Source organism: Singulisphaera chitinilytica (assembly GCF_049331405.1).
Lineage (GTDB): Bacteria > Planctomycetota > Planctomycetia > Isosphaerales > Isosphaeraceae > PoT.
The window spans coordinates 2,698,048-2,720,699 of record NZ_CP186274.1; the positions used below are offsets into that span (position 1 = coordinate 2,698,048).

Genomic DNA, 22,652 nt, shown 5'->3' on the forward strand with positions numbered 1-22,652 from the left:
GACGGGGCTGATGACGAGGGATGTTACGTCGTTGGATGTGATGCCCCTGACCAACCGGTCAAGCCGTCGCTCGAAGCGCGGACGGACCGGGGAGCAGGGTGGGTGCCGGGGCCTGATTGGGTTCGAGCGGGAACCGTACCGCGTAGCGACTGGAGGTCAGCACGAGTTGCCGGCCGAGCCGACGAACCGGGTTGATCACCAGGGGCCCCTGGAGGTTGGCCGTGAGGCCGCCCCCCTCGCCGCGATTGAGGATCACGTAGATGAGCGCCGATCGCTCTTCTTCCAGCTCCAGCGCCGCCCGATCTCCTGGGCGAAGCTCGATCCGATAGTCGCTGACCGCCAGGGGGGGGGCGATCAGGCCGAAGGCCAGCTCGGGCGAGGTTACGCTCTGCAACCACGTCAGGCCAGCTACCACCGGGTCTGTGAAGTGGACGAATTGAGTGAACGAACGGAACCCGACCAGACCTTCCGGAATGCGGATGAGATCCGCTTCCGAGGCTGGAATCAGGCCGAAGCGGGTCGTGACGATGTTCACTTCCTGTTTACCTCCTTGAACGTCGGGCTGGCACGTCGCCACAGCCCAACGCAACACCTGGCGTCCCCGGCTGAAGCTGGCCGACCTACCTATGGGGGTCAAATCAGCGATCATCCATAGACGGGTCGTTGGCTTCTTCGGTATCACCGAACTCGGCCACGACGCATCCCGCGGACACTCCTCGCCCCGTCCCTGCGGCTCCCACCGAGGGCTACGAGGCAGGTTTGACCGACCGTAATATCGTCGCGAAATTGCGCCGGGTCTGAGCCCCGGACGCCCGAAATGACACCCCGCCGGCCTGTTGCGATAGCTGCGCCAGTCGTTCCGTTCGTAGCGACAACAACCGGCGTTCAACACTTCGCGTCGCACGCGTCGTGACGACCCTGCAAGGCCACCCGAAGTGCGCCGAAGGGCTTGTTCTTCCTGCCGTTAGGAATAGGCCAACGAATCGGGACGTGTCGGGTTCGAGGAGGGGACGCGTCGGCGCCAAACCCGGCGTGATGCCGGTCCGGATACAACGGTCGATCCGGTCGGGGGCCTGTCGCGAGGGGATCGGACGATCCGGGCGAGGGAAGGGCTCAAGTCTCAATCGATTCAGGGGTCGCCGGAGGCCGGAGAGGTGCGGCGGGACCTCCGTCGAAGCCTGTATCCAGTGGCTCTCTCATTCGGTACGCGGCTCAGGACCGATAATTCTCTTCCAAGCCCCAGAGGCGCTGGAGCTGCCGGTCGCGCTTGCCCTGCTCGTAGCGATAGATCGCGATCTCCTCGATCGACTCGCCGCTCGAAGGGACATAGCTCGCCTTCCGCCCCTCGGCCTCGCGGAAAACCGCGCCGAGGTGATCGGGACAGGAGAAGCCGAACGTCTTCAGCTCGGCGAAGCTGCCCCCGCTCCAGAGCGCGGCGATCTTGTAGACCGCGGGCTCGTTGCAACCCCGGAGCGAGCACTGAACCTCGGTGGTCGGCATCTTTGGCGTCCTCAACATCGCGCTGGGTTCGAGGCGAAATGCGACGGGAGACCGGCGATCCTCAACGGCGCCGCCTCCGCACGGGGCGGGCCTGGTGAAGCCGTCCGATAGGATACGTCGCCCGGACCTCGTTGAGAAGCAATCGGCCTCGAAATAGACCCGAACCGATCGGCCCGACGACGGACGCAAGTCGGTCGATCGAATGAGCCTGTGTCGAACCACCATTGGGAAGTCGGGGACGAGAACGATCGGGGCGATGGATCGCGCAATGACCCAGGAGGATTTGCGTATTCAAGCTATCTGATCAATTCGCCAATTGCTTGGCCCAAGCACGTGCCCCCCTCAAGGGCGATTGGGCGACGCCTTGAATCGCGTCGCCTTCGATGGCTGAGAGGAGCCCCGATGGCCCCAGAGGTCGAAGTGCTTCGTGCGCTCGCGCTCCTCGTAAGTTCTCGACGATGAGCCGGTAGAACGCGTCGGCGAAAAGCGGCAGCTTGCGCGGCGGGATCTCGAGCCAGTCGTAGAGGGAGTACTTCGAGAAGGGGTGGTCGCCCGAGGGGACGAGCCACATCGGGGTCGCTCCGTCGCTGATGCAAATCGATGGAGCCGAGTCGGCGCATGCAAGCCTGGCCGGACGAAATCCATACCTGGCTCGATCGCAAACATGCAGGGTCCGCGGCCGAATGAGGTCCGGATTTCTTCCGTCAAGGGTGGCAAAGAAGGGACGACATCCTGAACGTATTCCCCGCCGGGGGAGAGAAAAACCGTGACCGAGATGCGCGATTAAGTCCAATGAAACGAAGGAATTGCAGTTTTTGCAACGAATCCTTAATGGTGGTCAATTATCAACGTGGGTTTAAAGAGCAGTAATGCATCTCTCGCCGACGCCCCTGCTACCTTCGCGGGGCTTTTGGGCTCGTGTTTGTGACCCGTGTAGAGATGGCTCAAGCAGCATATTCTGTTGGCGCGAAGCACTCGCTTCAACCATCAACCCATATTCAACAAATAGATTACCGAGGGCTGCACACCCGAATCCCAATCATAAAATCAAGACACCACAAAATATAGCATCCGACTGAGACGCAGAGGAAGGGGAGTCGATGATCGCCTCCGCGAGGAAACTTGGAGGCGATCACCATCGTGCCGAGGGGAGATTGGGGCGGGGCCGAACCGCAAACTCAAGGATCAAGAAACCCTCGAAACTCGCGACTCATCGATCCAAAGGATCTCAATAGCGATGGAAGGCGTAATCCGGGTTCGCCGGGTCGAAGTCGAGTACGGTGAGCGTGGCTTCGGTATTCACATTCTCATAGGAGTACCGCTCCGCCAGCAGGAGGTCGCCCGTGTGCCCGGCCTCGGGCCAGTCGTAGCTGCTGATCTGGAACGGGATCCGGGTGTCTGGGTGGTAGAGGACCTCGACGCGCGCGAAGGGGCGCTCGGGCGTCTTGTGGACGTGGAAGTGGGTCGAGCGGAGGCAGGGCTTGCCCGCCAGGTCGGTCGCGCGGTCGAGGATCGTCGTGGCCGAGGCGTCCTTGATATCCTTGTGCCGGAAGCCCACGAGCCGGTCGATCAGGTGGCTGAGCCCCGCCTCGGTCACCGGATGGCGCGAGTCGGCCAGGGCCAGGGGATGGTCGGGCGGCACCATCAGCCTGGGGACGAGCAGGCGCGAGACCCCCGTCGAGTGGGCGATCACCTTGTTGTCGCGCTGGCCCTCGGCATACACGACTTCCTTGCCCGGGTTGGGCGCGAGAAACTTGAAGTAGACCGCGAAGGGGCGCTCGCGCACCTTCATCGCCAGGGTCTGCTCCGGCCCGAGCTTGCCCCGCAGCCGCTCCTGCTTATGGAAGGTGGCCGTGTAGCCCTCGACCTTCGCGAAACGCTCCTGGACGCGTTCCAGGGTCGTCAGGAGCAGTTCCTTGGCGGGCATCCCATCCAGACGCCCGACGGGCCACTCGGGCATCACCGCCTCCTTGGGAGGCGCCGAGGCCTCGTCGGCCGACTCGGCCTTCGACTTCGCCGTGGCGGAGATCGCGTCGGCGACCGGGCTCGGCTCCAGGGGTGCCGTCAGCCACCAGCTCGCCCCGACGACGGAGGCGACCGGTAAGGCCACGAGCAGCAAGACGAGCCGACGCCCCTTGGGTGTCGCGAATGGATTGCGCGTGAAGTACGCCGCCATGCTCACAAACTCCAGGATCGGTAGGTCCGCTACCTGAGGTGGGGGGGGATGTTTGACCGGGAGAGCGGAGGAGGGCGTCGCCGACCGGGGCTCATCGAGGGGTAATCGAACCTCGGATGAGGACGATCCGTCATCCCTCGGGCACCGCTCGAAGGTTTCCTTCTCGCTCGCGATCGAGCTGCCAAGAGCGACGTGGCAGGTTGGCTCGCAGACGCGACCGATTACCGCCCCGGAGTCTGTTTGGCGTCGATACCGAAAGATATCGAACGAAACTCACCCTCTCAACAACGAAAGTCGGATCGTTGACGCGAGCAGCAACGCTCGGGGCGCAAGTTCGGCGAACTCGCGGTTCTCGCGGAAAGACGGGCTGTGACACTCGGGGAGGAAAGGTCCATCGTGAGCCTTGATTTGGAGGCTCCGGTCGCGGCAAGAGGCCGGGAGAACTCCTGCGGGCTGGCATCGGCATCCGGGACGATCGTCGATGGTTCCTCGTCTGCCCAGTGCTCATTGACATGCCCGTTTCCGGTCTCGCCGGGAAGCGGATTGCCAGCACCCGAGGGCAGTTCCCGGTGTAGCGACGCCGCGCCCCGATTTCGAAGGAGATCCTCCCCACCTCGTGGTTTGCGTAAGCCCCGATCGTGAGAATTGACCGATCCGGGTCGTGCCGTCTACGATGGGGCTTTGGCCAGGTTTCGACGCCCAGTGCAAGAGCCGGGGTCGTCCGTCGCCGTGATCCCGAGGGGCAACGTCCAAGCCCCTCGGCGGAGGATAGAGATCAGATGACTCAGATTGAACAGGCGCGTCAGGGAACCGTCACGCCCGAGATGGCCTTCGTGGCCCAGCGCGAGCGGATCGAGCCGGAGCAGGTCCGGGCGGAAGTCGCCCGCGGCCGCATGGTGATCCCGGCCAACGTCGAGCACCTCAGGCTCGGCCTCCAGCCGATGGGCATCGGCATCAAGGCCTGCTGCAAGATCAATGCGAACATCGGCAACTCGGCCGTGACCTCGGATATCGACAACGAGCTCGCCAAGCTCAAGATGGCCGTCGACCTCGGCGCCGACACGGTCATGGATCTGTCGACCGGCGGCAACATCGACGCCATCCGCCAGGCCATCATCGCGGCCAGCCCCGTCCCGATCGGCACCGTGCCGATGTACCAGGCCATCCAGAAGGTCAAGAAGGTCGAGGACCTCACCGAGCAGGATCTCCTCGACATCGTCGAGCACCAGGCGAAGCAGGGGGTCGACTACATGACCCTGCACGCCGGCATCCTCCGCGACTACATCCAGCTCACCGCCCACCGGATCACCGGCATCGTCTCGCGAGGCGGGGCCCTGATGGCCCAGTGGATGATCGCCCACAAGAAAGAGAACCCGCTCTACACCCGGTTCGACGACCTCTGTGACATCATGCGGCAGTACGACGTGACCTGGAGCCTCGGCGACAGCCTCCGCCCCGGCTCGATCGCCGACGCCTCCGACGCCGCCCAGTTCGCCGAGCTCAAGACCCTGGGCGAGCTGACCCGGCGGGCCTGGGAGCGCGGCTGCCAGGTCATGGTCGAGGGCCCCGGCCACGTGCCGATGGACCAGATCGCCATGAACATGGAGAAGCAGGCCGTCGAGTGCAGCGAGGCCCCCTTCTACGTCCTCGGGCCGCTCGTCACCGACATCGCGCCGGGCTATGACCATATCACGTCGGCCATCGGCGCGGCCATCGCCGGCTGGCACGGCGCGAGCATGCTTTGCTACGTCACGCCCAAGGAGCACCTGGGCCTCCCCGAGGTCGAGGACGTCCGCCAGGGGGTGATCGCCTACAAGATCGCCGCCCACGCAGCCGACCTCGCCCGGCACCGCCCGGGTGCCCGCGACCGCGACGACGCCCTCAGCCGTGCCCGCTACGCGTTCGACTGGGAGAAGCAGTTCGAGCTCTCGCTCGACCCCGAGACCGCCCGCCGCATGCACGACGAGACCCTGCCGCAGGACGCCTTCAAGACGGCGGCCTTCTGCAGCATGTGCGGACCCAAGTTCTGCTCGATGCGGATCTCCGAAGACCTCCGCAAGCACGCCGCCGAAGCCGCCGCCCTGATCCAGATCGGCGAGCCCCAGGCCGCGGGCGCCTGATAGATCGCGAGGATGAGCCGCTAACTCAAGAGGCCGGGTTGCCGACCGAATCGGGTCGACAACCCGGCCTCGTCGTTCTCAGTGGTTTCCGAGGCGTCGTCATGTCTCAGACCGAGCCCGATTACACCCGATCCTCGACCGGGGACCTGCTCGATGTCGAGCGTCACCTCGACCGCGAAGCCCATCCCGACCGCTGGGAACGGCTCCAGGTCGAGCTCGATAAGCGGCGATCCGAGGCCAGGCGAGCCGGGCCCTCGGACGAGGCATTCCCCAGGTATCGCCTGATCGCCGGCTTCCAGTGGTGGACCGCCTTCTACGTGCTCGTCGCACTCGCAGGGCCGAACCACGACACTCGCCGGATGCTCGTTTCGCTGCTGGTGAGCGGCTGGGGGATCCTCGCCGGTTACCTGCTCTGGCGGGGGGATTGGAGGGGCCGCCTCGCGGCGATCCCGTTCCTGCTGATCCAGATTCCGATCGTCCAGCTCCGGGGCACCGCTTACGGGATCATGCCGGGACTGGTCGTCCTCGCCGGCAAGTTCACCACCCCCGATCAACGCTCGGGGTACATGGCTACCTTCAATTTCACCGCCCAGGTCCTCCTGGGCGACGCCATCGACCCCCGTCTCCCCGGCGTCTTGGCGGTCAGCGTCTTGCCCGTGGTCGCCCTCGCCTGGTTGCTCATCAGGGTCCGCCCGGCATCGGCCCTCGAGGCCTGATCGGCGGGAGTCGCCCGGCACAATCGGACCCGCCCCTTTACCGCTCGTTAGAATTCAGAAGGTCTTCGGACTCGTCGCCCGGCAGGCTGGCGTCCTCAAGGCTCTCGCACCCATCGCGGCCGTGGCAGCGGCTGATTCGCTCCATGTGCTCGTGGCCCCAGGTGCAGAGCGGGTCGAGGACTTCCTTGAGGGAGACGCCGAACTCGGTGAGGGAATACTCCACCCTCGGCGGGATCTCGTGGAAGACCTCGCGGCGGATGATCCCGTCCGCCTCCATCTGCCGCAGTTGCTGGATGAGCATTTTCTCCGTGATCCCGGTCGCCAGCCGCTTCAACTCGCCGAAACGGCGGGGTTGAGGCAGCAGGACCCACAAGATCACGACCTTCCACTTTCCACCGATGACGTCGAAGGCCGCCTCGATGCCGCTGCTGTAGGCTCGCTTGGACTTCATGGCAATTTGTTCATGGCTAACTTTTTGGTAAGCACCCTACTTTAAGGTAGGTACTTTACCAAAGTAAAGAATCCCCTAGCATGCTTCCAGATTGAAATCGTCATGGGTATCGCGGTCGCCCGGGACGCAAATTTGTCCCGACGATCTCATGAGACGTCCGCGAGTGGGATGTGCTCGCCCTGAGATGAGTCGATCCCGAAAAACCGAAAGGTTCCGTCTCACACCGTCCGAGCCCGCGCCAGCCCGAGAGATGTAGTCCGGGTGCAGGCGACAGTCCGGGGTCGCCGCCCAACGCGGCCGGCCCTATTTCGATCCAACCTCGCGGAAAAAGGGCGATCGCATCGACCGCCCGGTCGTTCGCGATCCTCGAAGCCTTCGACGGCGGCGAGGACGTGCATCGTGCGCGCGAACTCAATGGCCGGGATGAACGGCCACCTTGGAATCAAGAGTGAGGTATCCGACCTTGAAACGTGCTCAAGAAAAGACTTCGGTTCTGCTAGGAACGGCAGGTTTCTTCGTATTCCTCACGATCGCCGGCTGCGGGCAAGAGAACTCGTATGTCCCGCCGGAACCGCCCGAGGTCACGGTGAGCGCCCCCGTCCAGAGGTCCGTGACCAACTACCTCGAATACACGGGGACGACCAAGGCGCTCGAGACCGTCGACCTCCGGGCCAGGGTCAAGGGGTTCCTCAAGGAGCGGCACTTCGACGAGCGGACACCGGTCAAGAAGGGGCAACTCCTCTTCGTGATCGACGAGGAGCCGTTCCAGGTGAGCCTCGCCATGGCGAAGGCCCGCCTGACCGAGGCCGAGGCCGCCCTCAAGCGCGCCGAGCAGTCGAAGGCCAAGGAGGTCGCCGCCGCCCAGTATGACCTCGACCAGGCCTCGCTCGTGCTCGCCCGCCTCGACGAGCGGCGCAACAAGAACCTGCTCGATCGCAACGCGGGGACCCGCGAGGCCCTCGACCAGTCGGAGGCGTCCCTGCGCAAGGCCGAGGCCCAGGTGAAGGCGGACAAGGCGAGCCTCGACCAGGCCATCGCCGACTACCAGACCAACATCCTCTCGGCCAAGGGGACCGTCGATGCCGCGCGGTCCGAGGTGCGGAACGCCGAGATCAACCTCGGCTATTGCCGGATCACCGCCCCCTACGACGGCCGGATCTCGCGCCGGTATTACGACGTGGGCAACCTCGTCGGCGACGGCCAGGCCACCGTGCTGGCGACGATCTACCGCGACGATCATATCTACGCCTACATCAACATGAGCGAGAGCGACCTCCTCCGGTTCCGCCAGATGGTCCGAGAAGGCCGGCGTAAGGACCTCGAGCACGGCGACCAGATCCCCGTCGACCTGGGCCTGGCCAACGAGGTCGGGTTCCCGCACAAGGGGACGATCGACTACTCCGACCCGGCCGTCGACCCGGCGAGCGGCACCGTCCTCTCGCGAGGGCTCTTCATCAATAAGGACCGGCAGATCGTGCCCGGCCTGTTCGCGAGGATCCGCGTCGCGCTCGAGGAGCGGCCCAATGCCCTGCTCGTCCCCGAGAAGGCCCTCGGCACCGATCAGGAGGGGCGGTTCCTGATGATCGTAGGGGACAAGGACGTCGTCGAGAAGCGCAAGGTCCGCGTCGGCGCCCTCGAGGGGAACTACCGGGTCATCGAGGAGAACCTCAAGTCGGGCGAGCTCGTCATCGTCAACGGCCTCCAGAAGGCCAGGCCGGAGTCGAAGGTGAAGCCGAAGAAGCAGGAGCAGGGCGACCAGGCCATCGCCACCGCGTCCGTCGGCAAATCCCCCCAACAATAACGAACGAAGGGCGCGCGAGTCTCGACTTATGTTCACGAAATTCTTCATCGAGCGTCCGATCTTCGCGAACGTCCTCGCGATCGTCACGATGCTGATCGGCGCGGTCACGATCTTCGTGCTGCCGATCGAGCAGTATCCGGAGATCACCCCCCCGACGGTCCAGGTCACGACGACCTACCCGGGGGCCGACTCCAAGACCCTGTCCGACACCGTGGCCTCTCCCATCGAGCAGGAGGTCAACGGCGTGCAGGGGATGCTCTACATGTCGTCCACCTGCGCCTCGGACGGCTCGTACAACCTGACGGTGACCTTCGAGGTCGGCACGAACCTGGACATGGCCCAGGTCCTCGTGCAGAACCGGGTCGCGGTCGCCCAGCCGAGGCTCCCGCAGGAGGTCCAGCGGCAGGGCATCACGACCAAGAAGAAGTCCACAGCCATCATCCTCGTCGTGGCCCTGACGTCCAAGAAGGACAGCAAGGTCCAGTACGACAGCCTCTTCCTGAGCAACTACGCCACGCTCCGGGTGAAGGACGTTCTGAGCCGGATCTACGGCGTAGGCGACATCCAGATCTTCGGCTCCAGCAACTACGGCATGCGGATCTGGCTCGACCCCGAGAAGCTGAAGGCCCGCAACCTGACGACGATCGACGTCCTGACCGCGATCCAGGAGCAGAACATCCAGGTCGCCGCGGGGCAGGTGGGGGCGCCACCGACGCCGGGCAACCAGGACTTCCAGTACAGCGTGAGGACTCAGGGGCGGCTCAAGGATCCCGACGAGTTCGGCAACATCATCATCAAGACCAGCTCCGCCCCGGGCAATGAGGGCCTCGGCGCCCGCCTGACGCGCGTCAAAGACGTGGCCAGGGTCGAACTCGGTGCCCAGGTCTACGACCAGTGGTGCGACGTCTCGGGCAGGGCCGCCGCGGGGGTCGCGGTCTTCCAGCTCCCGGGGGCCAATGCTCTGGACGTGGCCGACAAGGTCATCCAGGCCATGGACGAGCTCAAGAAGACCTTCCCCGAAGGCATGGAGTATTCCACACCTTACGATACGACAATCTTCGTCCGCGAGTCGATCCACGAGGTCTACAAGACCTTGTTCGAGGCGGGCGTCCTCGTGCTGATCGTGATCCTGCTCTTCCTCCAGGACTGGCGGGCGACGCTCGTGCCGGCCACGACCGTCCCCGTGACGATCATCGGGGCGTTTGCCGCGATGTTCGCCCTCGGGTTCACGGTGAACCTGCTCACGCTCTTCGGCCTGATCCTGGCGATCGGGATCGTGGTCGACGACGCCATCGTGATCGTCGAGAACGCCGCGCACCACATCGACCACGACAAGCTCCCGGCCAAGGAAGCCACCATCCTGGCGATGGGCGAGGTCATCGGGCCGGTCATCGGGATCACGCTCGTCTTGATGGCTGTGTTCCTCCCGACCGCCTTCCTGGGCGGGATCACCGGGCAACTCTATCGCCAGTTCGCGCTCACGATCGCGGCGACCGCGGTGATCAGCGCCATCAATGCCGTGACGCTCAAGCCGGCGCAGTGCTCGACGTACCTCCGCCCCACGCCCGCGAGGAAGAACGCCTTCTACCGGGCCTTCAACGCCGTCTACGACCGCTGCGAGCGCATCTATGTGGCGATTATCACAAGGCTCGTGCGACATACGGCCATCATGATGCTCGCCTTCGTGGGCCTGACGGTCTTTACGGGCTGGTGGTTCACTCGCCTACCGACGGGCTTCCTGCCGGTCGAGGACCAGGGGTATGCGATCGTCGGGATCCAGCTCCCGGACGCATCCTCGCAGGACCGCACCCGCGCGGTGGTCACGCAGGTCGAGGAGATCTTCAAGAAGACGGAAGGGGTCTCGCACTGGGTGATGATCGGCGGCCAGTCGGTCCTGGATCAGACCGTTGCCTCGAACGCTGCGACGATCTACGTCTGCTGGAAGCCTTATGAGGAGCGGACGACCCCCGAGACGAGCCAGGACGCGATCATCGGCCGGCTCCGCGGCGAGTTCGCCAAGATCGAGGAGGCGATGGTCTTCGCCTTCCCCCCCCCCGCGATCATGGGGCTCGGCGTGGCCGGCGGCTTCCAGATCCAGATCGAGGACCGCGGCAACGTCGGCCTCAAGGACCTCCAGGACCTGACCGACGACATGATCGTCGCGGGCAACGGCCAGAAGGGAGCCGGCGGCCGGGCCAAGCTCCGCTCGCTGAATTCCACCTTCCGCGCGGGGGTGCCGCAGCTCTACGCCGACATCGACCGCGTGAAGGCGAAGAGCCTCGACGTGCCGCTCGAGACCGTCTTCAACACGCTGCAATCCTCGATGGGATCGGCGTATGTGAACGACTTCAACCTCTTCGGCCGGACGTTCCAGGTCCGCGTGCAGGCCGACGACAAGTTCCGGCTCGAGCCGAACGACATCCGCAGGCTCGAGGTCCGCAACCGGACGGGGGCGATGCTCCCGATCGGGACGCTCGCCAGCATCCGCGAGGAGCCCGGGCCGCAGATCATCACGAGGTACAACCTCTACCCGTCCGCGTCGATCTCCGGTGAGGCGGGGGAGGGCTTCAGCTCCGGCCAGGCGTTGACCTTGATGGAGCAGATCGCCGAGGAGAAATTCCCGAGCGGCGTCGGCTACGAGTGGACGGCGATGTCGTACCAGGAGAAGCGCGTGGGCTCCCAGGCGATCTTCATCTTCGCCCTGGCCGTCCTGCTCGTCTATCTCGTGCTGGCCGCCCAGTACGAGAGCTGGTACACGCCGGCGGCGGTGATCCTGGTCGTCCCCCTGGCTCTATTGGGGACGGTGGCGGCGGTGGCCTATCGGGGGATGGATAACAATATCTACACCCAGATCGGCATCGTGCTCATCATCTCATTGGCGAGCAAGAACGCGATCCTGATCGTCGAGTTCGCCCGGGAACTGAGGGCCAAGGGGATGAGCATCGTCGAATCGGCCGTGCAGGCGTCGAGGCTCCGGTTCCGGCCGATCCTCATGACCTCGTTCGCGTTCATCCTCGGGATCGTCCCCCTGGTGAACGCCCACGGCGCGGGGGCTGCCAGCCGCCAGGCGCTGGGGACCGCCGTCTTCGGCGGCATGCTCGCGGCGACGCTGCTCGCCGTCTTCTTCGTGCCGGTCTTCTACGTCGTGATCCAGCGGTTCAGCGAGTACCGGAAGAAGACGAGCTGACCCCGGATCGGATCGAGGGCCTTTGACACCGGGGACGTTGCGGGGCTGCCGAGCTTGCTCGGCCCCGCAGCGACCCGCGTCAAAGGTCGTTCGATGCGCCTATCGGATCAATCGATCTTGAATCGCAAATAGGCGAGTATGAGGAGGGCCGCCGAGGCCGGGATCCTTCCCGGTTCCGGCGGACTTCATCACGGGATGGCATTTCGAAATGCCGATGGGTTTCACATCGACGCCCCCCTTGCATCGTTGGCAAGGGGCGGGCGTCGGGTTGTGAAATCCTGGGCATGTTCAGCTCGCCTTGGCCAGCGTGAGGGCGGGCTTGGCCGAGTTGGCGTAGTTCAGCGAGGCGGCGGTGAAGGCCTCGATGAGCTGCATGTCGAGGGAGATGTTCCCCTCGTTCTCGGGGTGCCACTGCACGCCGACGACCCACCAGTTCGCGTCCTTGCCTTCGTAGGCCTCGATCAGTCCGTCCGGGGCGAGGGCGCCCACGCGGAAGTTCGGGGCGAGCTTGCGGATGCCCTGGTGGTGGTAGCTGTTGACCCGGATCTCTCCCGGGCCGTAGATCTCCTCCATCCGCGTGCCCGGCTCCATGATGACGGTGTGCCGGTGGGCGCCGCCTTGCGGGTCGCGGTGGGGGATCGAGCGCGGGAGGTCTTCGGGCAGGTGGAGGTAGATGCCGCCGCCGTTGACGACGTTCAACTCCTGCATGCCCAGGCCGATTCCGAGGACGGGCATCCGCCGCTGCTGGATCAGCTTGCAGAGGAGGCGGTCGGCCGTCTCGCGACGCTCGGGCATCACGGTGACCGACGGGTGGGGCGACAGGCCCATCTTCTTGGGATCCAGGTCGTCGCCTCCGGTCAGCATCACGCCGTCGAGGCGGTCGAGGATCGGGGCGAGGTCGTGCTCCTTGATCAAGGGGGGCAGCATGACCGGCAAGGCATTCGCCGAGAGGATGGCGTCGAAGTATCCGCTGTGCATATAGCTATGCGGAGTGCGGCCCTTGGTGGTGGCGCGATAGTCAGTGTTGATACCGATCAGGGGTCGGTCCTTCATGGCGGGCTTCCTTCCTTGCGTTGGCTTCAGCGAAATCCGTTCGTTGACCGACCTGCCAGATACCCTCGGAGACATCCATGAACTCCGAAGTGGGATGTATCAGGCCAAGCCGGCGGCCAAGTGCGCGACGATGCACATCCGGATCGCCGCGTCCGCAACTTCCCGGGATCTCCAACCGCAACTTCCGCGACAATCAAGCCGCGACCGATGCGAGAAGACCGAACCGAATTTTTTTCTCGAGAGGCGTGACGCTAGAGTGGGGACAAATCCGTTTGTTCTTATGGCCTCCTTACCGAAGCAGCGGCCTAAGTCTAGCCAGCCGAGAATGGCGGCTCAAGGAAATTCACCCGCATTTTCGGCTGTTTTCTCAAGGTTTTCGAAGAGTTGGCCGAGAGGGAAGGCGGGGTGTCAGAGTGGCGGCGGCTGATGTGACAGCCAGTGTTCAGCCGCCCACCACGAGGGGCCTGAAGGTGACGAAGGCTGCCCATTTTTTTGAGAACGTGGGGATACACCGAGAGGCCAGGGACACACTTCGCGTCGATTTGAGCTAATCGTGAGCAAGGTCGGATCGGCGTCAAGGCCGATGCAATGTCGGGCACTCCGCCAATGACAACGCCCTCCCGGTCACGAATGGGCCGGGAGGGCGTTTGGTTCTCTTGGGTCTGGAGGCCGTCGGGGGACGGGCCCCGGATCACTTCGCGGGGGTGACGGGCTTGACCGCGACTTCCTCGGTGGGTTCTTCCGCCTTCTTGGAGTTGGGCGCCCCGACGTAATCATCCTTCAGGAAGCGGATGATCATCGTCGTGTCGTTTTCGCTGAGCTGATCGACGGTGAAGGCGGGCATCCGATCCTTCTCCTCGATGTAGCCGTAGAGCTCGGAAGCCCCCGGCTTGTGGATCATGCGCCTGATCCAGCGGGTCGAGCCCCAGGCGAAGAGGTTCGGGGAGTCCTTCAGGCCCCCTTCGGTCAGCCCTTCGACGACGTGGCACTTGCCGCAGTCCTCGGTGAACGGCTTGTAGCCGGGGTGATCGACGATACCTGGCTGGCTGAGCCATTCCTCGGGCGTCGTATCCGGGCCGATCTCGGCGAAGCTCGCCACGAACTTGGCGACGTCGTCGAGCTCCTTGGACGTGAGCTTGGTGCTCTTCTTCCACTCGGCCATGCCGTCGCAGCCCTTGGCCTTGCCGAAGTAGAGGTCGGACTTCGGATTCTCGAGCATCCCCCGGAGCCAGGCGTAGGAGCCGAACCCCTTGAGGTCCGAGGCCACCTGCGGGCTATACACGTCCTTGCCGTCGATCTTGGAGAGGATCTGCCCCTTGCCCGCGAAATAGTGGCAGCTCAGGCACTTGCTTTCGAGGACGGCGTTCCCATGCGTGAACGGATCTCGGACCAAAACATACGTCGCCCCGTCGGGCGGGACGCCGACGTTGGGGTCGTTCGCGAGCTGGATGGCACGCTGCCTGGAGAGGTCGGCCCGCTGGCGATCGGCCTGGAAGCCCTCGTCGGCCAGGTCCTCGCGGACCGCCTGGATCGAGAGGAAGACCACGCCCCCCATCAGGCCGAAGATGAACCCGCAGGCGAGAAAGTGGGCCAGCCTCCTGGGGAAGATCCGGTCGAGCAAGGGCAGGAGCGCCAGGACGGTCACGATCGACGCGGGGATCACGACGGTGGCGATCATCTCGAGCCGACCGGGGAAGACCTTCAGGAGCTGGAAGAGCGAGAGGAAGTACCACTCGGGCCTTGCCGGGTAGTCGGAGCTCGACGGGTCGGCCGGGGCGTCGAGATTGGCCCCGTGCTGGCTCAGCACGATGGTCAGCAGGATCCCGAATACCAGGGCGCCCGCCACGGCGTTCATGAAGAACTGCTCGGGCCAGTTCTTGCCCACCGGGAGATGCTCGGAGTTCCTCGCGGGCGTCAGGCCGTGCCGGCGGGCGAGGGCGATGTGCGCGGTGAGGGTCAGGAACGTCAGCACCGGCAGGAGGCCGACGTGGAGCCCGTAGAACCGCGTGATCGTCTGATTCCCGTAGTCGGGGCCGCCGATGACGATCTTCTGGATGTAGGGGCCGAGGACGGGGACGCCCCCCATGATGCCCGTGGCGACGCGCGTGGCCCAGAAGCCCTTCTGATCCCAGGGCAGCAGGTAACCCGTGAGGCTGAACCCGAGGACCAGGAACATGAGCCCCATGCCGAACCACCAGTTGGCCTCGCGAGGGCGGCGATAGGCGCCGGCGGCGACCACCTGGATCAGGTGCAGCGCCAGCAAGCTCATCATCGCGCCCGAGCCGAAGTGGTGCAGGCCGCGGATGACCCATCCGAGGGTCATTTTCTCATTGATATAAAAGACACTTCCCCACGCCGTGGACGACGATGGGGAATACGACAGCATCAGGAGCAGGCCGGTCGCGAGCTGCAGCAGGAAGGTCGTCGACAGGGCCGCCCCGAACACGTACCTGACGCGGGCCCCGCCCTGGATCGGCTCTTCGAGGATCGACTTCAGGGCGTCGCGATAGCCGGTGCGGTCGTTGATCCAATCGGACAGTGAATTAGTCAAGGGAGATCTTCTCCTCGCTCTGGCAGCGGAATCGCGCGAACTTGACCATCACGACGGGGTCGGGGTCGGGCGAGACCTTGACTTCGAGGGTGTCCATGGGGCGGGGGGGGACGTCGTTCATCGGCTTCCCCGAGAATTCGAAGCGGCTGGAGTGGCAGGCGCAGTAGAACGTGGTGCGATCGCCCGAGAGGTTGATCGCGCAGCCGAGATGCGGGCAGGTCGAGCTGAAGGCGACGACCGGCTCCTTGGCGTCGTCCGGCTGACGGACGAGCCAGACGGCCCCGATCGGCTCCTTGGGGTACTTCACCCAGGCGTCCAGGCGTTCCTCGACGACCGGCACGGCGACGGGCACGCCCACCTTGAGCTCGTTGAGCTTGGCCATCGGCTGGAAGGCCCCGGCCTTCGACTTCTTGCCCAGCGGGTCGAGCAGGTAGGCAACTCCTGGAATCGCGAGCGCCATCGCGGCGAGATTGCCCAGCAGTATCGTGCCGTAGCGGTAGAGATTGCGGCGATTCATCGAGGAATCTCCAGTGACTGTCGGGCAGGGAGGACTGACGTCGTCATGGCGGGAAGAACGAATCGCAATCGATGTCGGCGAGCTAGCTGGCGGGGGATCCAAAGGCCCAGGGCTGCGGGATTGCGGGCCCGCATTCGCACGTTCGGGGGGATTGTCGACGAGGCCCGCGTGTGCGGGCCTCGTGTCTACCTCTTACGATACGGCAAAACCGCCGCGGTTCGCGAATGATTATTGGGCCGCGACCGACGAATCTTGGGCGAGCAGGGCTTCCTCGACGGCCGCGAGCACGTCCTTGATGCACTGCGAGAGGGGCTCGGGCAGGCTCGCCCCGGCCGCCGCGCGGTGCCCGCCGCCGCCGAATTTGCCCGCGAGCTTCGAGCAGTCGAGCCCCTTGCGGGAGCGGGCGCTGAGCTTGATCCCCCCTCGGGCCTGCTCGAGGAAGAGGAGCCCGACCTCGACGCCGACGATGCTGACCGTGAAGTCGACGAGGTCCTCGGTATCCTGCGGGATCGCCCCCGTCCGCTCGATGGCCTCGCGCGTCACGGTGGCGTAGGCGACCCGCCCGTCCATCGCCGTCTTGAGGTTCGACAGGGTCTCCCCCATCAGGCGGAGCCGCCCCAGGGTACTGCGTTCGAAGAGGGACCGGTAGATATCGTCGATCGGGGCCCCCGCCTCGAGGAGGTCGGCGACGTTTCGCAAGGTCTGCGGGCTCGTCGACGGATGGCGGAACCAGCCGGTGTCCATGGCGATGGCGGTCAAGAGCCCCGTCGCGATCTCGGGCGTGAAGGAACCGCCGAGGCTCCGGATCAGCCGCACGATCAGGGTGCCGGTTGCCTCGGCCGTCGTATCCTTGAGGAAGGTCGCCCCCAGGTCGTCCTGGCTGACGTGATGGTCGATCACGACGCGAGGCCCCGGAAATTGGCGCATGTACCCGGCCATGTCGCCGAGTTGGCTCCAGGCCGAGAGGTCGAGGATCACCGCCACCTCGCGATCGGCGAGATCTTCCGGCTGCACCGTCGTCCCGAAGTGCTCGAAGAAGTCCCCCTTCGGGTCGAGGAAGTCGTAACGGGGCGGGGTCCGGCTGGTGTTCACGACCCGGACGTCCTTGCCCTTCTGACGGAGGAAGCCCGCCATCCCGACCTCGGAACCGAGCGCATCGCCGTCAGGGCGGACGTGGGAGGTCACGAGGAAGCGGTCGTGCTTCTCGAGCAGGTCGGCGAGCGGCGTCCAGTCAATGGGCATGTCACGACTCGATCGAAAGTGACGAAAAGATTCAAAATAACGAATTCGCGAGAGGCTTCGCAACCCGGTCTTCATGATCGGCCAGCCGCGCAATCCCCCTCCACGCCGCCTGAATTACTGCCAAATCGACCGACTTAATGAGGTACAAGTCGACTATCCCGCAGGAGATAGTGTCGATGGAAATTCGTTCGTGGATTTGTCGATCCGGCTTGAAAGAGGGAGTCGATTTCGGTGCAATGAAGTTGAAGATTCAATGAAGGACTTCGCGTGTCCTTCACACGGTCAACGACACATCTGACCGGGGCAGATCTCAGATGAAGCATCACATCGCAAACGCATTGGTTTGGGTGTTTCTGGTGTCTGGCATGTATGGCGTCGTCGCTTTCCATGCGGGCATGAAGGCCAGGGACGAGGCCTCGGCGAGTGGCATGGGTCGGGCGCAACACGACCCGAACTGCCATGTCTGCCAGCATTCCAGCAAGGGGCTGCCCGATGAGATCGGGTCCGAGAACGTCCAGACGTTCATGCCCCAACTGGCGGAATCCAACTGACCCGACTTGGCCGCCCGACCTTCGCCGACGCGACGGGTCAGGTCGTGTAGGTGTCGACGCGGTAGTCGTTGATGTTCTCGCGGACCCAGGCGATCGTCTCGTCGATCGCCTCTTCCATCGAGTAGCGCGGGGCCCATCCCCAGAGTTCCTGGGCGAGCTTGGTCCCGGCAAGGAGCCGGCCCACCTCGCTCGCGGCCGGCCTCAGGCGGTCCGTATCGGTCTGGACGGTGATCGGCTTGCCCAGCCTGGCTCCGATCAGCTCCACCAGCTCACCAATCGTCAGGTCGTCGCCGCGCCCGATATTCACGGTGCGGCCGATGGCGGCGTCGCAGCCGGCGATCGAGAGGAAGCCGGAGACGGTGTCCTTGACGTAGGTGAGGTCGCGCCTCGGGTCGAGGCTACCCAGCTTGACGACCGGCCTCGTCAGGGCCTGGCTGATGATGGTGGGGATGATCGCCCTGGCCGATTGCCTCGGGCCGAACGTGTTGAACGGGCGGAGGACCGAGACGGGGAGCCCAAACGCCCGGTGATAGCTCTCGCCCAGCGCATCGGCCCCGATCTTCGTGGCGGAGTAGGGGGATTGCCCGCGCAGGGGGTGCTTCTCGTCGATCGGGACGTATTGCGCGGTCCCGTAGACCTCGGATGTCGAGGTGAGGACCACGCGCTCGAGCGTGTCGCTCATCCGGCAGGCGTCGAGGACGTGGGCGGTCCCGTTGACGTTCGTCTGCACGACGTCATAGGGGTTCTGATACGAGTAGGGGATCGCGATCAGGGCGCCGAGGTGGAGGACCCACTCTCGCCCCTGGACGGCGCGTCGGACCGTGTCGGGATCCTTGAGGTCGCCGCGGTAGGTTTCGAAGGCCGACTGCACGTCGGAGTCGAGTCGGTCGAGGTGCCCCCGATCGTCCCTGCCGTTGTAGCGGACGAAGGCGCGGACCTCATACCCATCGCGAACCAGGCGCTCCGTGAGGTGGCTGCCGATGAAGCCGGCGGCTCCCGTCACCAGGACCTTCTTACCCATCCTCGGCCACTCCCTTGGCGGACTGATGCGCGAGGGGACGATCCCGGATGCTAATTGCCCCGGGCTCCGCTCCGACCTACGCAGACGCACCTCGAACGAAGCCCGGCCCTGCCGATGGCCGCGACTCGAGGCCCATCCTACGGTTTTTCACGCCCCTGGCAACGCGAAAGAGCCGCGTCAGGGGATAGTCGCCAGGAGATCCGGCATCGAGGCCGGGGAAGGTTCGGTCCCGTCGGACTACCCACGATTCCATCCGACCTCGAGACTCGCGTCCCCCGTCTTGACGGTCACCGTTTCCGTTTCCAAATGAGGCTCCTCGGCCGGAGGCCGAGGTATCAGGAAGGCCCCCCGAGGGGGCCCGATACGTGAGGAAGCCCCCGTTGGGGGCGATGACTTGAGTCGCTCCGTCGGAGCCCGGTACATGCGGTAGCCCCCGCGGGGGCGTAAGGCCAGGAAGGCCCCCTCGGGGCCTACGGGGTTACTCCAGGTTCAACTCGCCCTGCCGACGATCCAGCTCATCCTGCTCGCGGATGTACTGCCGCACCCGGGCCTCATCAAGGCCCACCGTGCTCACGCAATAACCCGTCGCCCAGAAATGCAGGCCCGTCATCCGGCGCTCCTTCAACAGCTCACGATGGATCCGGACGGCGCTCTTGCCCTTCAGGAACCCGATCGTGTTCGCCACGCTATACTTGGGCGGTATGCTCAAGCACAGGTGGATGTGGTCGGGCATCGCGTGCCCTTCCAACAGATCGATCCCGCGTTGACGGCACAATTCCCGAAGGATCGGGCCGATCTGATGCCGAAGCCTTCCGTAGAAGACTTTGCGGCGGTACTTCGGTATGATCACGACGTGGTACTTGCATTCCCACCGGACATGGGAAAGGCTCTGCCATTCGTGCATAGGCTCCTCCTTCCTGCCCCTCGGGGCCTTCCTGGAAGGAGGAGCCTATTTCATTGCACGTCGGATCGCTCGAAGCTCTTCGGGTCGCACGGCCAGAGGCCGTGGATTTATGACGTATTAAACCCGAAGAGGAGAAGCCCCACAGTCCAGGCCAAATAAAACGACCTCTAAGCCATTAGTTCCCGCTTCTTAAAGCGATTACGAATGGGATTTCCGGTATCCGAGCTTCGAGGCGACGCCAAGGATCTCGTTGGAAGTGGGGTGTACGCGACCGGATTGGCTCTTGAATCGCTGCATGGCGTTCATGAACTCAATCTCGTCGTCGGTGTACTGCTTCTCGAAAGTCGTGGGATCGACGCGTCGTCGTCGCCCGGGTTTCGGGGCCTTGGCGGTAGCCTTCTCGGCGATGGTGTCGACCGAGATTTCCGCGCAGCAATCGGCTTCGGTGATGTCGGCTTCGACCTGCATGGGATGCTCTTGGATCAGAAGTTTCTCGGGTGGAACAACGCGATCGAATTTTGAACCCTTGGGATTCGTCTCTTCGGGAGACGCCATGGAGTTCTCCAGGTCAGGGAACCAACGCCGCTCGGTCATTGGGGGCGGGGTTCCGACGCTTCAATTGCGGGCCGGGAGGCGAGCTTCCGATGTCTGCACCTCGTCGACGTTGGTGACGTGCCGGTTCCCTTGGCTCGTTGTTCTAACTTTGCTTAGGACACGGAGCCTAATCTGTCAAACCGGTATAACGCGATCGCCAGGCGTCGAGGCGCCGAAGCTCAGGCCTTCTATCCGGTTCAGTGCGATGCCCGGTGCGACGATTCCGGAGTTTGGCTCACGTCCGATCCGTGTGGCATAATGAAAAAGACAGCGTGGATCGATCGCGGTCCACGCCTCCTCGGTGCGTATCGATCGCGAATGCGTCGCCTCATGGCTATTGGTTCCGTTGCGCGTTTTGCGGCGCCCAGTTCAACCGGAGAAACGTCGCGCGGAATGGGGAGATCGGTACTCGTCCGTTTCGATCCGATCACCTTGTGAACCTGCCACCTGTGGCGTAGATTTGAGATAACTCAGCCAAGCGCCCGTTCCGGTCCGAAAGCCGGTCTCCTTTCTTGAGAGGAACTTACATGTCCCGAACCGCGCGAATGTGGAAAGGCGTCGGGCCGTTGACGCTGGGCGGCCTGGTCCTATCCGGCGCCCTCTGCGGGGCCGCCGAACCCGCGTCGCTGCCCGACCAGTTGAACATGCTGGGTCGCCAGGCCCTCGCCCAGGGCGAGAAGGATCACGCGGCGACGTTCTTCCGTAAAGCCCTCGCCCTCGACCCGGCGAACACCGAGGCCCGCAAGGCCCTCGCCCGTGTCGGCAAGGTCGAGAGAGTCGCCCTCCAGGATCCCGCTCCCGAAGCACCTCCCGCCGACGCGACGGTGGCCCCGGCTCCCGCACCCGCGGATGAGCCCGTCCCCGCCTCGCCCCCGCTCGAGAACGCTCCGGTTCTTGGCAATGCCCATCGGCCCCAGGCCACCATCGAAGAGGCCGAGCGCACCGCGGAAGTGATGCGGCAGCAGTTGACCGCCGACATCCGGCAGCGCGAGCAGGTCGCCCGCGATCAGGTCACGGCCGGCCAGCCCGAAGCCGCCCTCAACACCCTCCGGCTCGCCCAGACGGTGATCCGGTCCTCGACCGACGTCGCCGAGACGACCCGGAACGCCCTCGATCGCGAAGTCCAGGCCCAGATCCTCTCGACCGTCAGGGCCGAGGAACAGATCGTCCAGGATCGCGCCGAGAAGCTCCGCGTCGAGGCCGCGGCCGAGCAACAGGTCCGCGCCCTGGATCTGCTGACCCGCAACCACGACACGGTCAGCACCATGATGATCCAGTTCGACAGCCTCATGGCGCAGGGCCAGTACAACGTGCTGTTCAACGGCGGCACCGGCGACATCATCGCCACGACGGCCCCGTTCTACGAGGCTCGTCTGCTCGCCCAGAAGGCCCGAGCCCTGGTGCCGAACGACCCGACCCCCCGGGCCGGCGTGTTCGTCTCCTCGACGACCGGCTTCCTCGCCCAGGAGATGGCCTACGAGCAGTTGAAAGAGTTCCGGTTCATGCTGTCCATGCAGGACGCGGAGCGAGCCGCCGTTCCGTTCCCGGACACGATCACGATCGAGTACCCCGACGCCGAGATCTGGCGGACTATCTCGGAGAAGCGGATCAAGCGCTACGGCAAGGCCGTCGACCTGCTCGACCGCGACCCGAAGACGAAGAACATCATCGAGAAGCTCAATGAGCCCATCACGATGTCCTTCCCCAACGAGACGCCGTTCGAGGAAGTCCTCAAGTACATCAAAACGGCGACGACCGGGGCCAATGACTCGGGCATCCCGATCTACGTCGATCCCGTCGGCCTGCAAGAGGCCGAGAAGACGATGTCCTCGCCGGTCACGCTCGACCTCGAAGGCGTCCCCCTCAAGACGACCCTGCGGCTGATCCTCAAGCAGCTCACCCTCACCTACACGGTGAAGGACGGCATGCTGACGATCACCTCGGAGAACGCTGAGGACACTCCGACCGAGATCCGCGTCTACCCGGTCGCCGACCTCGCCATCATCCCAATCTCCCTCATCCGCGGCGGTGGCGGTGGTGGTATGGGCGGCATGGGCGGCGGTATGGGCGGTGGCATGGGCGGCGGTGGTATGGGTGGCATGGGCGGCGGTGGTATGGGCGGCATGGGCGGCGGCATGGGTGGTGGCGGCGGCATGGGGATGATGTCCGTCCCGCCTCGCGACCCGAATGCGGCCGATGAAGCGTCCACGCCCCCAAGCACCTCCAGCTTCGCGGAAAAAAAAAGCAGCTAGAGGCGGCCAAGGCCAA

General features: G+C 64.6%; 18 protein-coding genes. 7 read left to right on the forward strand and 11 right to left on the reverse strand.

Translation table 11 applies throughout. The features are described from left to right. Window positions 1–58: 58 nt before the first annotated feature. The 4 genes from fliW to ACOYYX_RS10740 all read right to left on the reverse strand — a co-directional run bounded on the left by fliW (window position 59) and on the right by ACOYYX_RS10740 (window position 3,676). Window positions 59–535: a flagellar assembly protein FliW gene (gene fliW / locus ACOYYX_RS10725; RefSeq protein WP_422929919.1), complete on the reverse strand. Its 477-nt coding sequence runs from the start codon at window positions 533–535 to the stop codon at window positions 59–61. A gap of 677 nt (window positions 536–1,212) precedes the next feature. After that, on the reverse strand, window positions 1,213–1,500 hold the full coding sequence (locus tag ACOYYX_RS10730) for a hypothetical protein (protein ID WP_422929920.1): 288 nt from the start codon (window positions 1,498–1,500) through the stop codon (window positions 1,213–1,215). A gap of 304 nt (window positions 1,501–1,804) precedes the next feature. Beyond that, window positions 1,805–2,071 (reverse strand): hypothetical protein, encoded by a 267-nt coding sequence (locus tag ACOYYX_RS10735; protein ID WP_422929921.1) that lies wholly within the window; start codon window positions 2,069–2,071, stop codon window positions 1,805–1,807. Between the two features lie 657 nt (window positions 2,072–2,728). Continuing rightward, window positions 2,729–3,676 (reverse strand): DUF1571 domain-containing protein, encoded by a 948-nt coding sequence (locus tag ACOYYX_RS10740; protein WP_422929922.1) that lies wholly within the window; start codon window positions 3,674–3,676, stop codon window positions 2,729–2,731. A gap of 779 nt (window positions 3,677–4,455) precedes the next feature. Here ACOYYX_RS10740 and thiC point away from each other — a divergent pair. Further along, window positions 4,456–5,796: a phosphomethylpyrimidine synthase ThiC gene (gene thiC, locus ACOYYX_RS10745; protein ID WP_422929923.1), complete on the forward strand. Its 1,341-nt coding sequence runs from the start codon at window positions 4,456–4,458 to the stop codon at window positions 5,794–5,796. Window positions 5,797–5,897: 101 nt separating this feature from the next. Beyond that, window positions 5,898–6,512 carry a hypothetical protein gene (locus ACOYYX_RS10750; protein WP_422929924.1) on the forward strand — a complete coding sequence of 205 codons (615 nt, stop codon included), beginning with the start codon at window positions 5,898–5,900 and terminating at the stop codon, window positions 6,510–6,512. A 37-nt stretch (window positions 6,513–6,549) separates the two neighbouring features. Here the strand turns inward: ACOYYX_RS10750 and ACOYYX_RS10755 are convergent, their stop codons facing one another. After that, the gene (locus tag ACOYYX_RS10755; protein WP_422929925.1) at window positions 6,550–6,963 is read right to left on the reverse strand and encodes a winged helix-turn-helix transcriptional regulator; all 414 of its coding nucleotides are present in this window, start codon (window positions 6,961–6,963) and stop codon (window positions 6,550–6,552) included. Window positions 6,964–7,426: 463 nt separating this feature from the next. On the opposite strand from ACOYYX_RS10755, the gene ACOYYX_RS10760 reads away from it, so the two are divergent. Both ACOYYX_RS10760 and ACOYYX_RS10765 read left to right on the forward strand, forming a co-directional pair. Then, the gene (locus tag ACOYYX_RS10760; protein WP_422929926.1) at window positions 7,427–8,764 is read left to right on the forward strand and encodes an efflux RND transporter periplasmic adaptor subunit; all 1,338 of its coding nucleotides are present in this window, start codon (window positions 7,427–7,429) and stop codon (window positions 8,762–8,764) included. Between the two features lie 28 nt (window positions 8,765–8,792). Continuing rightward, entirely contained in the window at window positions 8,793–11,951 is a 3,159-nt protein-coding gene (locus tag ACOYYX_RS10765) for an efflux RND transporter permease subunit (protein ID WP_422929927.1), read from the forward strand. Between the two features lie 288 nt (window positions 11,952–12,239). Here the strand turns inward: ACOYYX_RS10765 and ACOYYX_RS10770 are convergent, their stop codons facing one another. The 4 genes from ACOYYX_RS10770 to ACOYYX_RS10785 form a co-directional block, all read right to left on the reverse strand. Beyond that, window positions 12,240–13,004 (reverse strand): gamma-glutamyl-gamma-aminobutyrate hydrolase family protein, encoded by a 765-nt coding sequence (locus tag ACOYYX_RS10770; RefSeq protein WP_422929928.1) that lies wholly within the window; start codon window positions 13,002–13,004, stop codon window positions 12,240–12,242. Between the two features lie 691 nt (window positions 13,005–13,695). Continuing rightward, a complete protein-coding gene (locus ACOYYX_RS10775) occupies window positions 13,696–15,555 on the reverse strand; it encodes a cytochrome b N-terminal domain-containing protein (RefSeq protein WP_422929929.1) in 1,860 nt (619 codons plus the stop codon). Next, complete coding sequence (locus ACOYYX_RS10780) at window positions 15,548–16,072, reverse strand: ubiquinol-cytochrome c reductase iron-sulfur subunit (protein WP_422929930.1); 525 nt, start codon at window positions 16,070–16,072, stop codon at window positions 15,548–15,550. The genes ACOYYX_RS10775 and ACOYYX_RS10780 overlap by 8 nt, the downstream gene beginning before the upstream one ends. Window positions 16,073–16,300: 228 nt before the next feature. Further along, window positions 16,301–17,314: a DHH family phosphoesterase gene (locus ACOYYX_RS10785; protein ID WP_422929931.1), complete on the reverse strand. Its 1,014-nt coding sequence runs from the start codon at window positions 17,312–17,314 to the stop codon at window positions 16,301–16,303. 356 nt (window positions 17,315–17,670) lie between these two features. Here ACOYYX_RS10785 and ACOYYX_RS10790 point away from each other — a divergent pair, with 356 nt between their 5' ends. Continuing rightward, window positions 17,671–17,865: a hypothetical protein gene (locus tag ACOYYX_RS10790; RefSeq protein ID WP_422929932.1), complete on the forward strand. Its 195-nt coding sequence runs from the start codon at window positions 17,671–17,673 to the stop codon at window positions 17,863–17,865. Window positions 17,866–17,902: 37 nt separating this feature from the next. Here the strand turns inward: ACOYYX_RS10790 and ACOYYX_RS10795 are convergent, their stop codons facing one another. After that, on the reverse strand, window positions 17,903–18,886 hold the full coding sequence (locus ACOYYX_RS10795; protein ID WP_422929933.1) for an SDR family NAD(P)-dependent oxidoreductase: 984 nt from the start codon (window positions 18,884–18,886) through the stop codon (window positions 17,903–17,905). Between the two features lie 478 nt (window positions 18,887–19,364). After that, window positions 19,365–19,790 carry an IS200/IS605 family transposase gene (gene tnpA / locus ACOYYX_RS10800; RefSeq protein WP_422923331.1) on the reverse strand — a complete coding sequence of 142 codons (426 nt, stop codon included), beginning with the start codon at window positions 19,788–19,790 and terminating at the stop codon, window positions 19,365–19,367. 204 nt (window positions 19,791–19,994) lie between these two features. Here tnpA and ACOYYX_RS10805 point away from each other — a divergent pair, with 204 nt between their 5' ends. Beyond that, complete coding sequence (locus tag ACOYYX_RS10805; protein ID WP_422929934.1) at window positions 19,995–20,312, forward strand: hypothetical protein; 318 nt, start codon at window positions 19,995–19,997, stop codon at window positions 20,310–20,312. A gap of 599 nt (window positions 20,313–20,911) precedes the next feature. Further along, window positions 20,912–22,636 (forward strand): tetratricopeptide repeat protein, encoded by a 1,725-nt coding sequence (locus tag ACOYYX_RS10810; protein WP_422929935.1) that lies wholly within the window; start codon window positions 20,912–20,914, stop codon window positions 22,634–22,636. The last annotated feature ends 16 nt before the right edge of the window (window positions 22,637–22,652 follow it).

What these genes read in the sequence shown, in the direction of transcription:
- ACOYYX_RS10805 (WP_422929934.1), top strand. Translation starts at nt 19,995, where the DNA reads ATGGGATTTCCGGTATCCGAGCTTCGAGGCGACGCCAAGGATCTCGTT.
- ACOYYX_RS10755 (WP_422929925.1), bottom strand. Translation starts at nt 6,963, where the DNA reads ATGAAGTCCAAGCGAGCCTACAGCAGCGGCATCGAGGCGGCCTTCGAC.
- ACOYYX_RS10750 (WP_422929924.1), top strand. Translation starts at nt 5,898, where the DNA reads ATGTCTCAGACCGAGCCCGATTACACCCGATCCTCGACCGGGGACCTG.
- ACOYYX_RS10765 (WP_422929927.1), top strand. Translation starts at nt 8,793, where the DNA reads ATGTTCACGAAATTCTTCATCGAGCGTCCGATCTTCGCGAACGTCCTC.
- ACOYYX_RS10810 (WP_422929935.1), top strand. Translation starts at nt 20,912, where the DNA reads ATGTCCCGAACCGCGCGAATGTGGAAAGGCGTCGGGCCGTTGACGCTG.
- ACOYYX_RS10795 (WP_422929933.1), bottom strand. Translation starts at nt 18,886, where the DNA reads ATGGGTAAGAAGGTCCTGGTGACGGGAGCCGCCGGCTTCATCGGCAGC.
- ACOYYX_RS10785 (WP_422929931.1), bottom strand. Translation starts at nt 17,314, where the DNA reads ATGCCCATTGACTGGACGCCGCTCGCCGACCTGCTCGAGAAGCACGAC.
- ACOYYX_RS10740 (WP_422929922.1), bottom strand. Translation starts at nt 3,676, where the DNA reads ATGGCGGCGTACTTCACGCGCAATCCATTCGCGACACCCAAGGGGCGT.
- thiC (WP_422929923.1), top strand. Translation starts at nt 4,456, where the DNA reads ATGACTCAGATTGAACAGGCGCGTCAGGGAACCGTCACGCCCGAGATG.
- ACOYYX_RS10730 (WP_422929920.1), bottom strand. Translation starts at nt 1,500, where the DNA reads ATGCCGACCACCGAGGTTCAGTGCTCGCTCCGGGGTTGCAACGAGCCC.
- tnpA (WP_422923331.1), bottom strand. Translation starts at nt 19,790, where the DNA reads ATGCACGAATGGCAGAGCCTTTCCCATGTCCGGTGGGAATGCAAGTAC.
- ACOYYX_RS10770 (WP_422929928.1), bottom strand. Translation starts at nt 13,004, where the DNA reads ATGAAGGACCGACCCCTGATCGGTATCAACACTGACTATCGCGCCACC.
- ACOYYX_RS10735 (WP_422929921.1), bottom strand. Translation starts at nt 2,071, where the DNA reads ATGTGGCTCGTCCCCTCGGGCGACCACCCCTTCTCGAAGTACTCCCTC.
- ACOYYX_RS10780 (WP_422929930.1), bottom strand. Translation starts at nt 16,072, where the DNA reads ATGAATCGCCGCAATCTCTACCGCTACGGCACGATACTGCTGGGCAAT.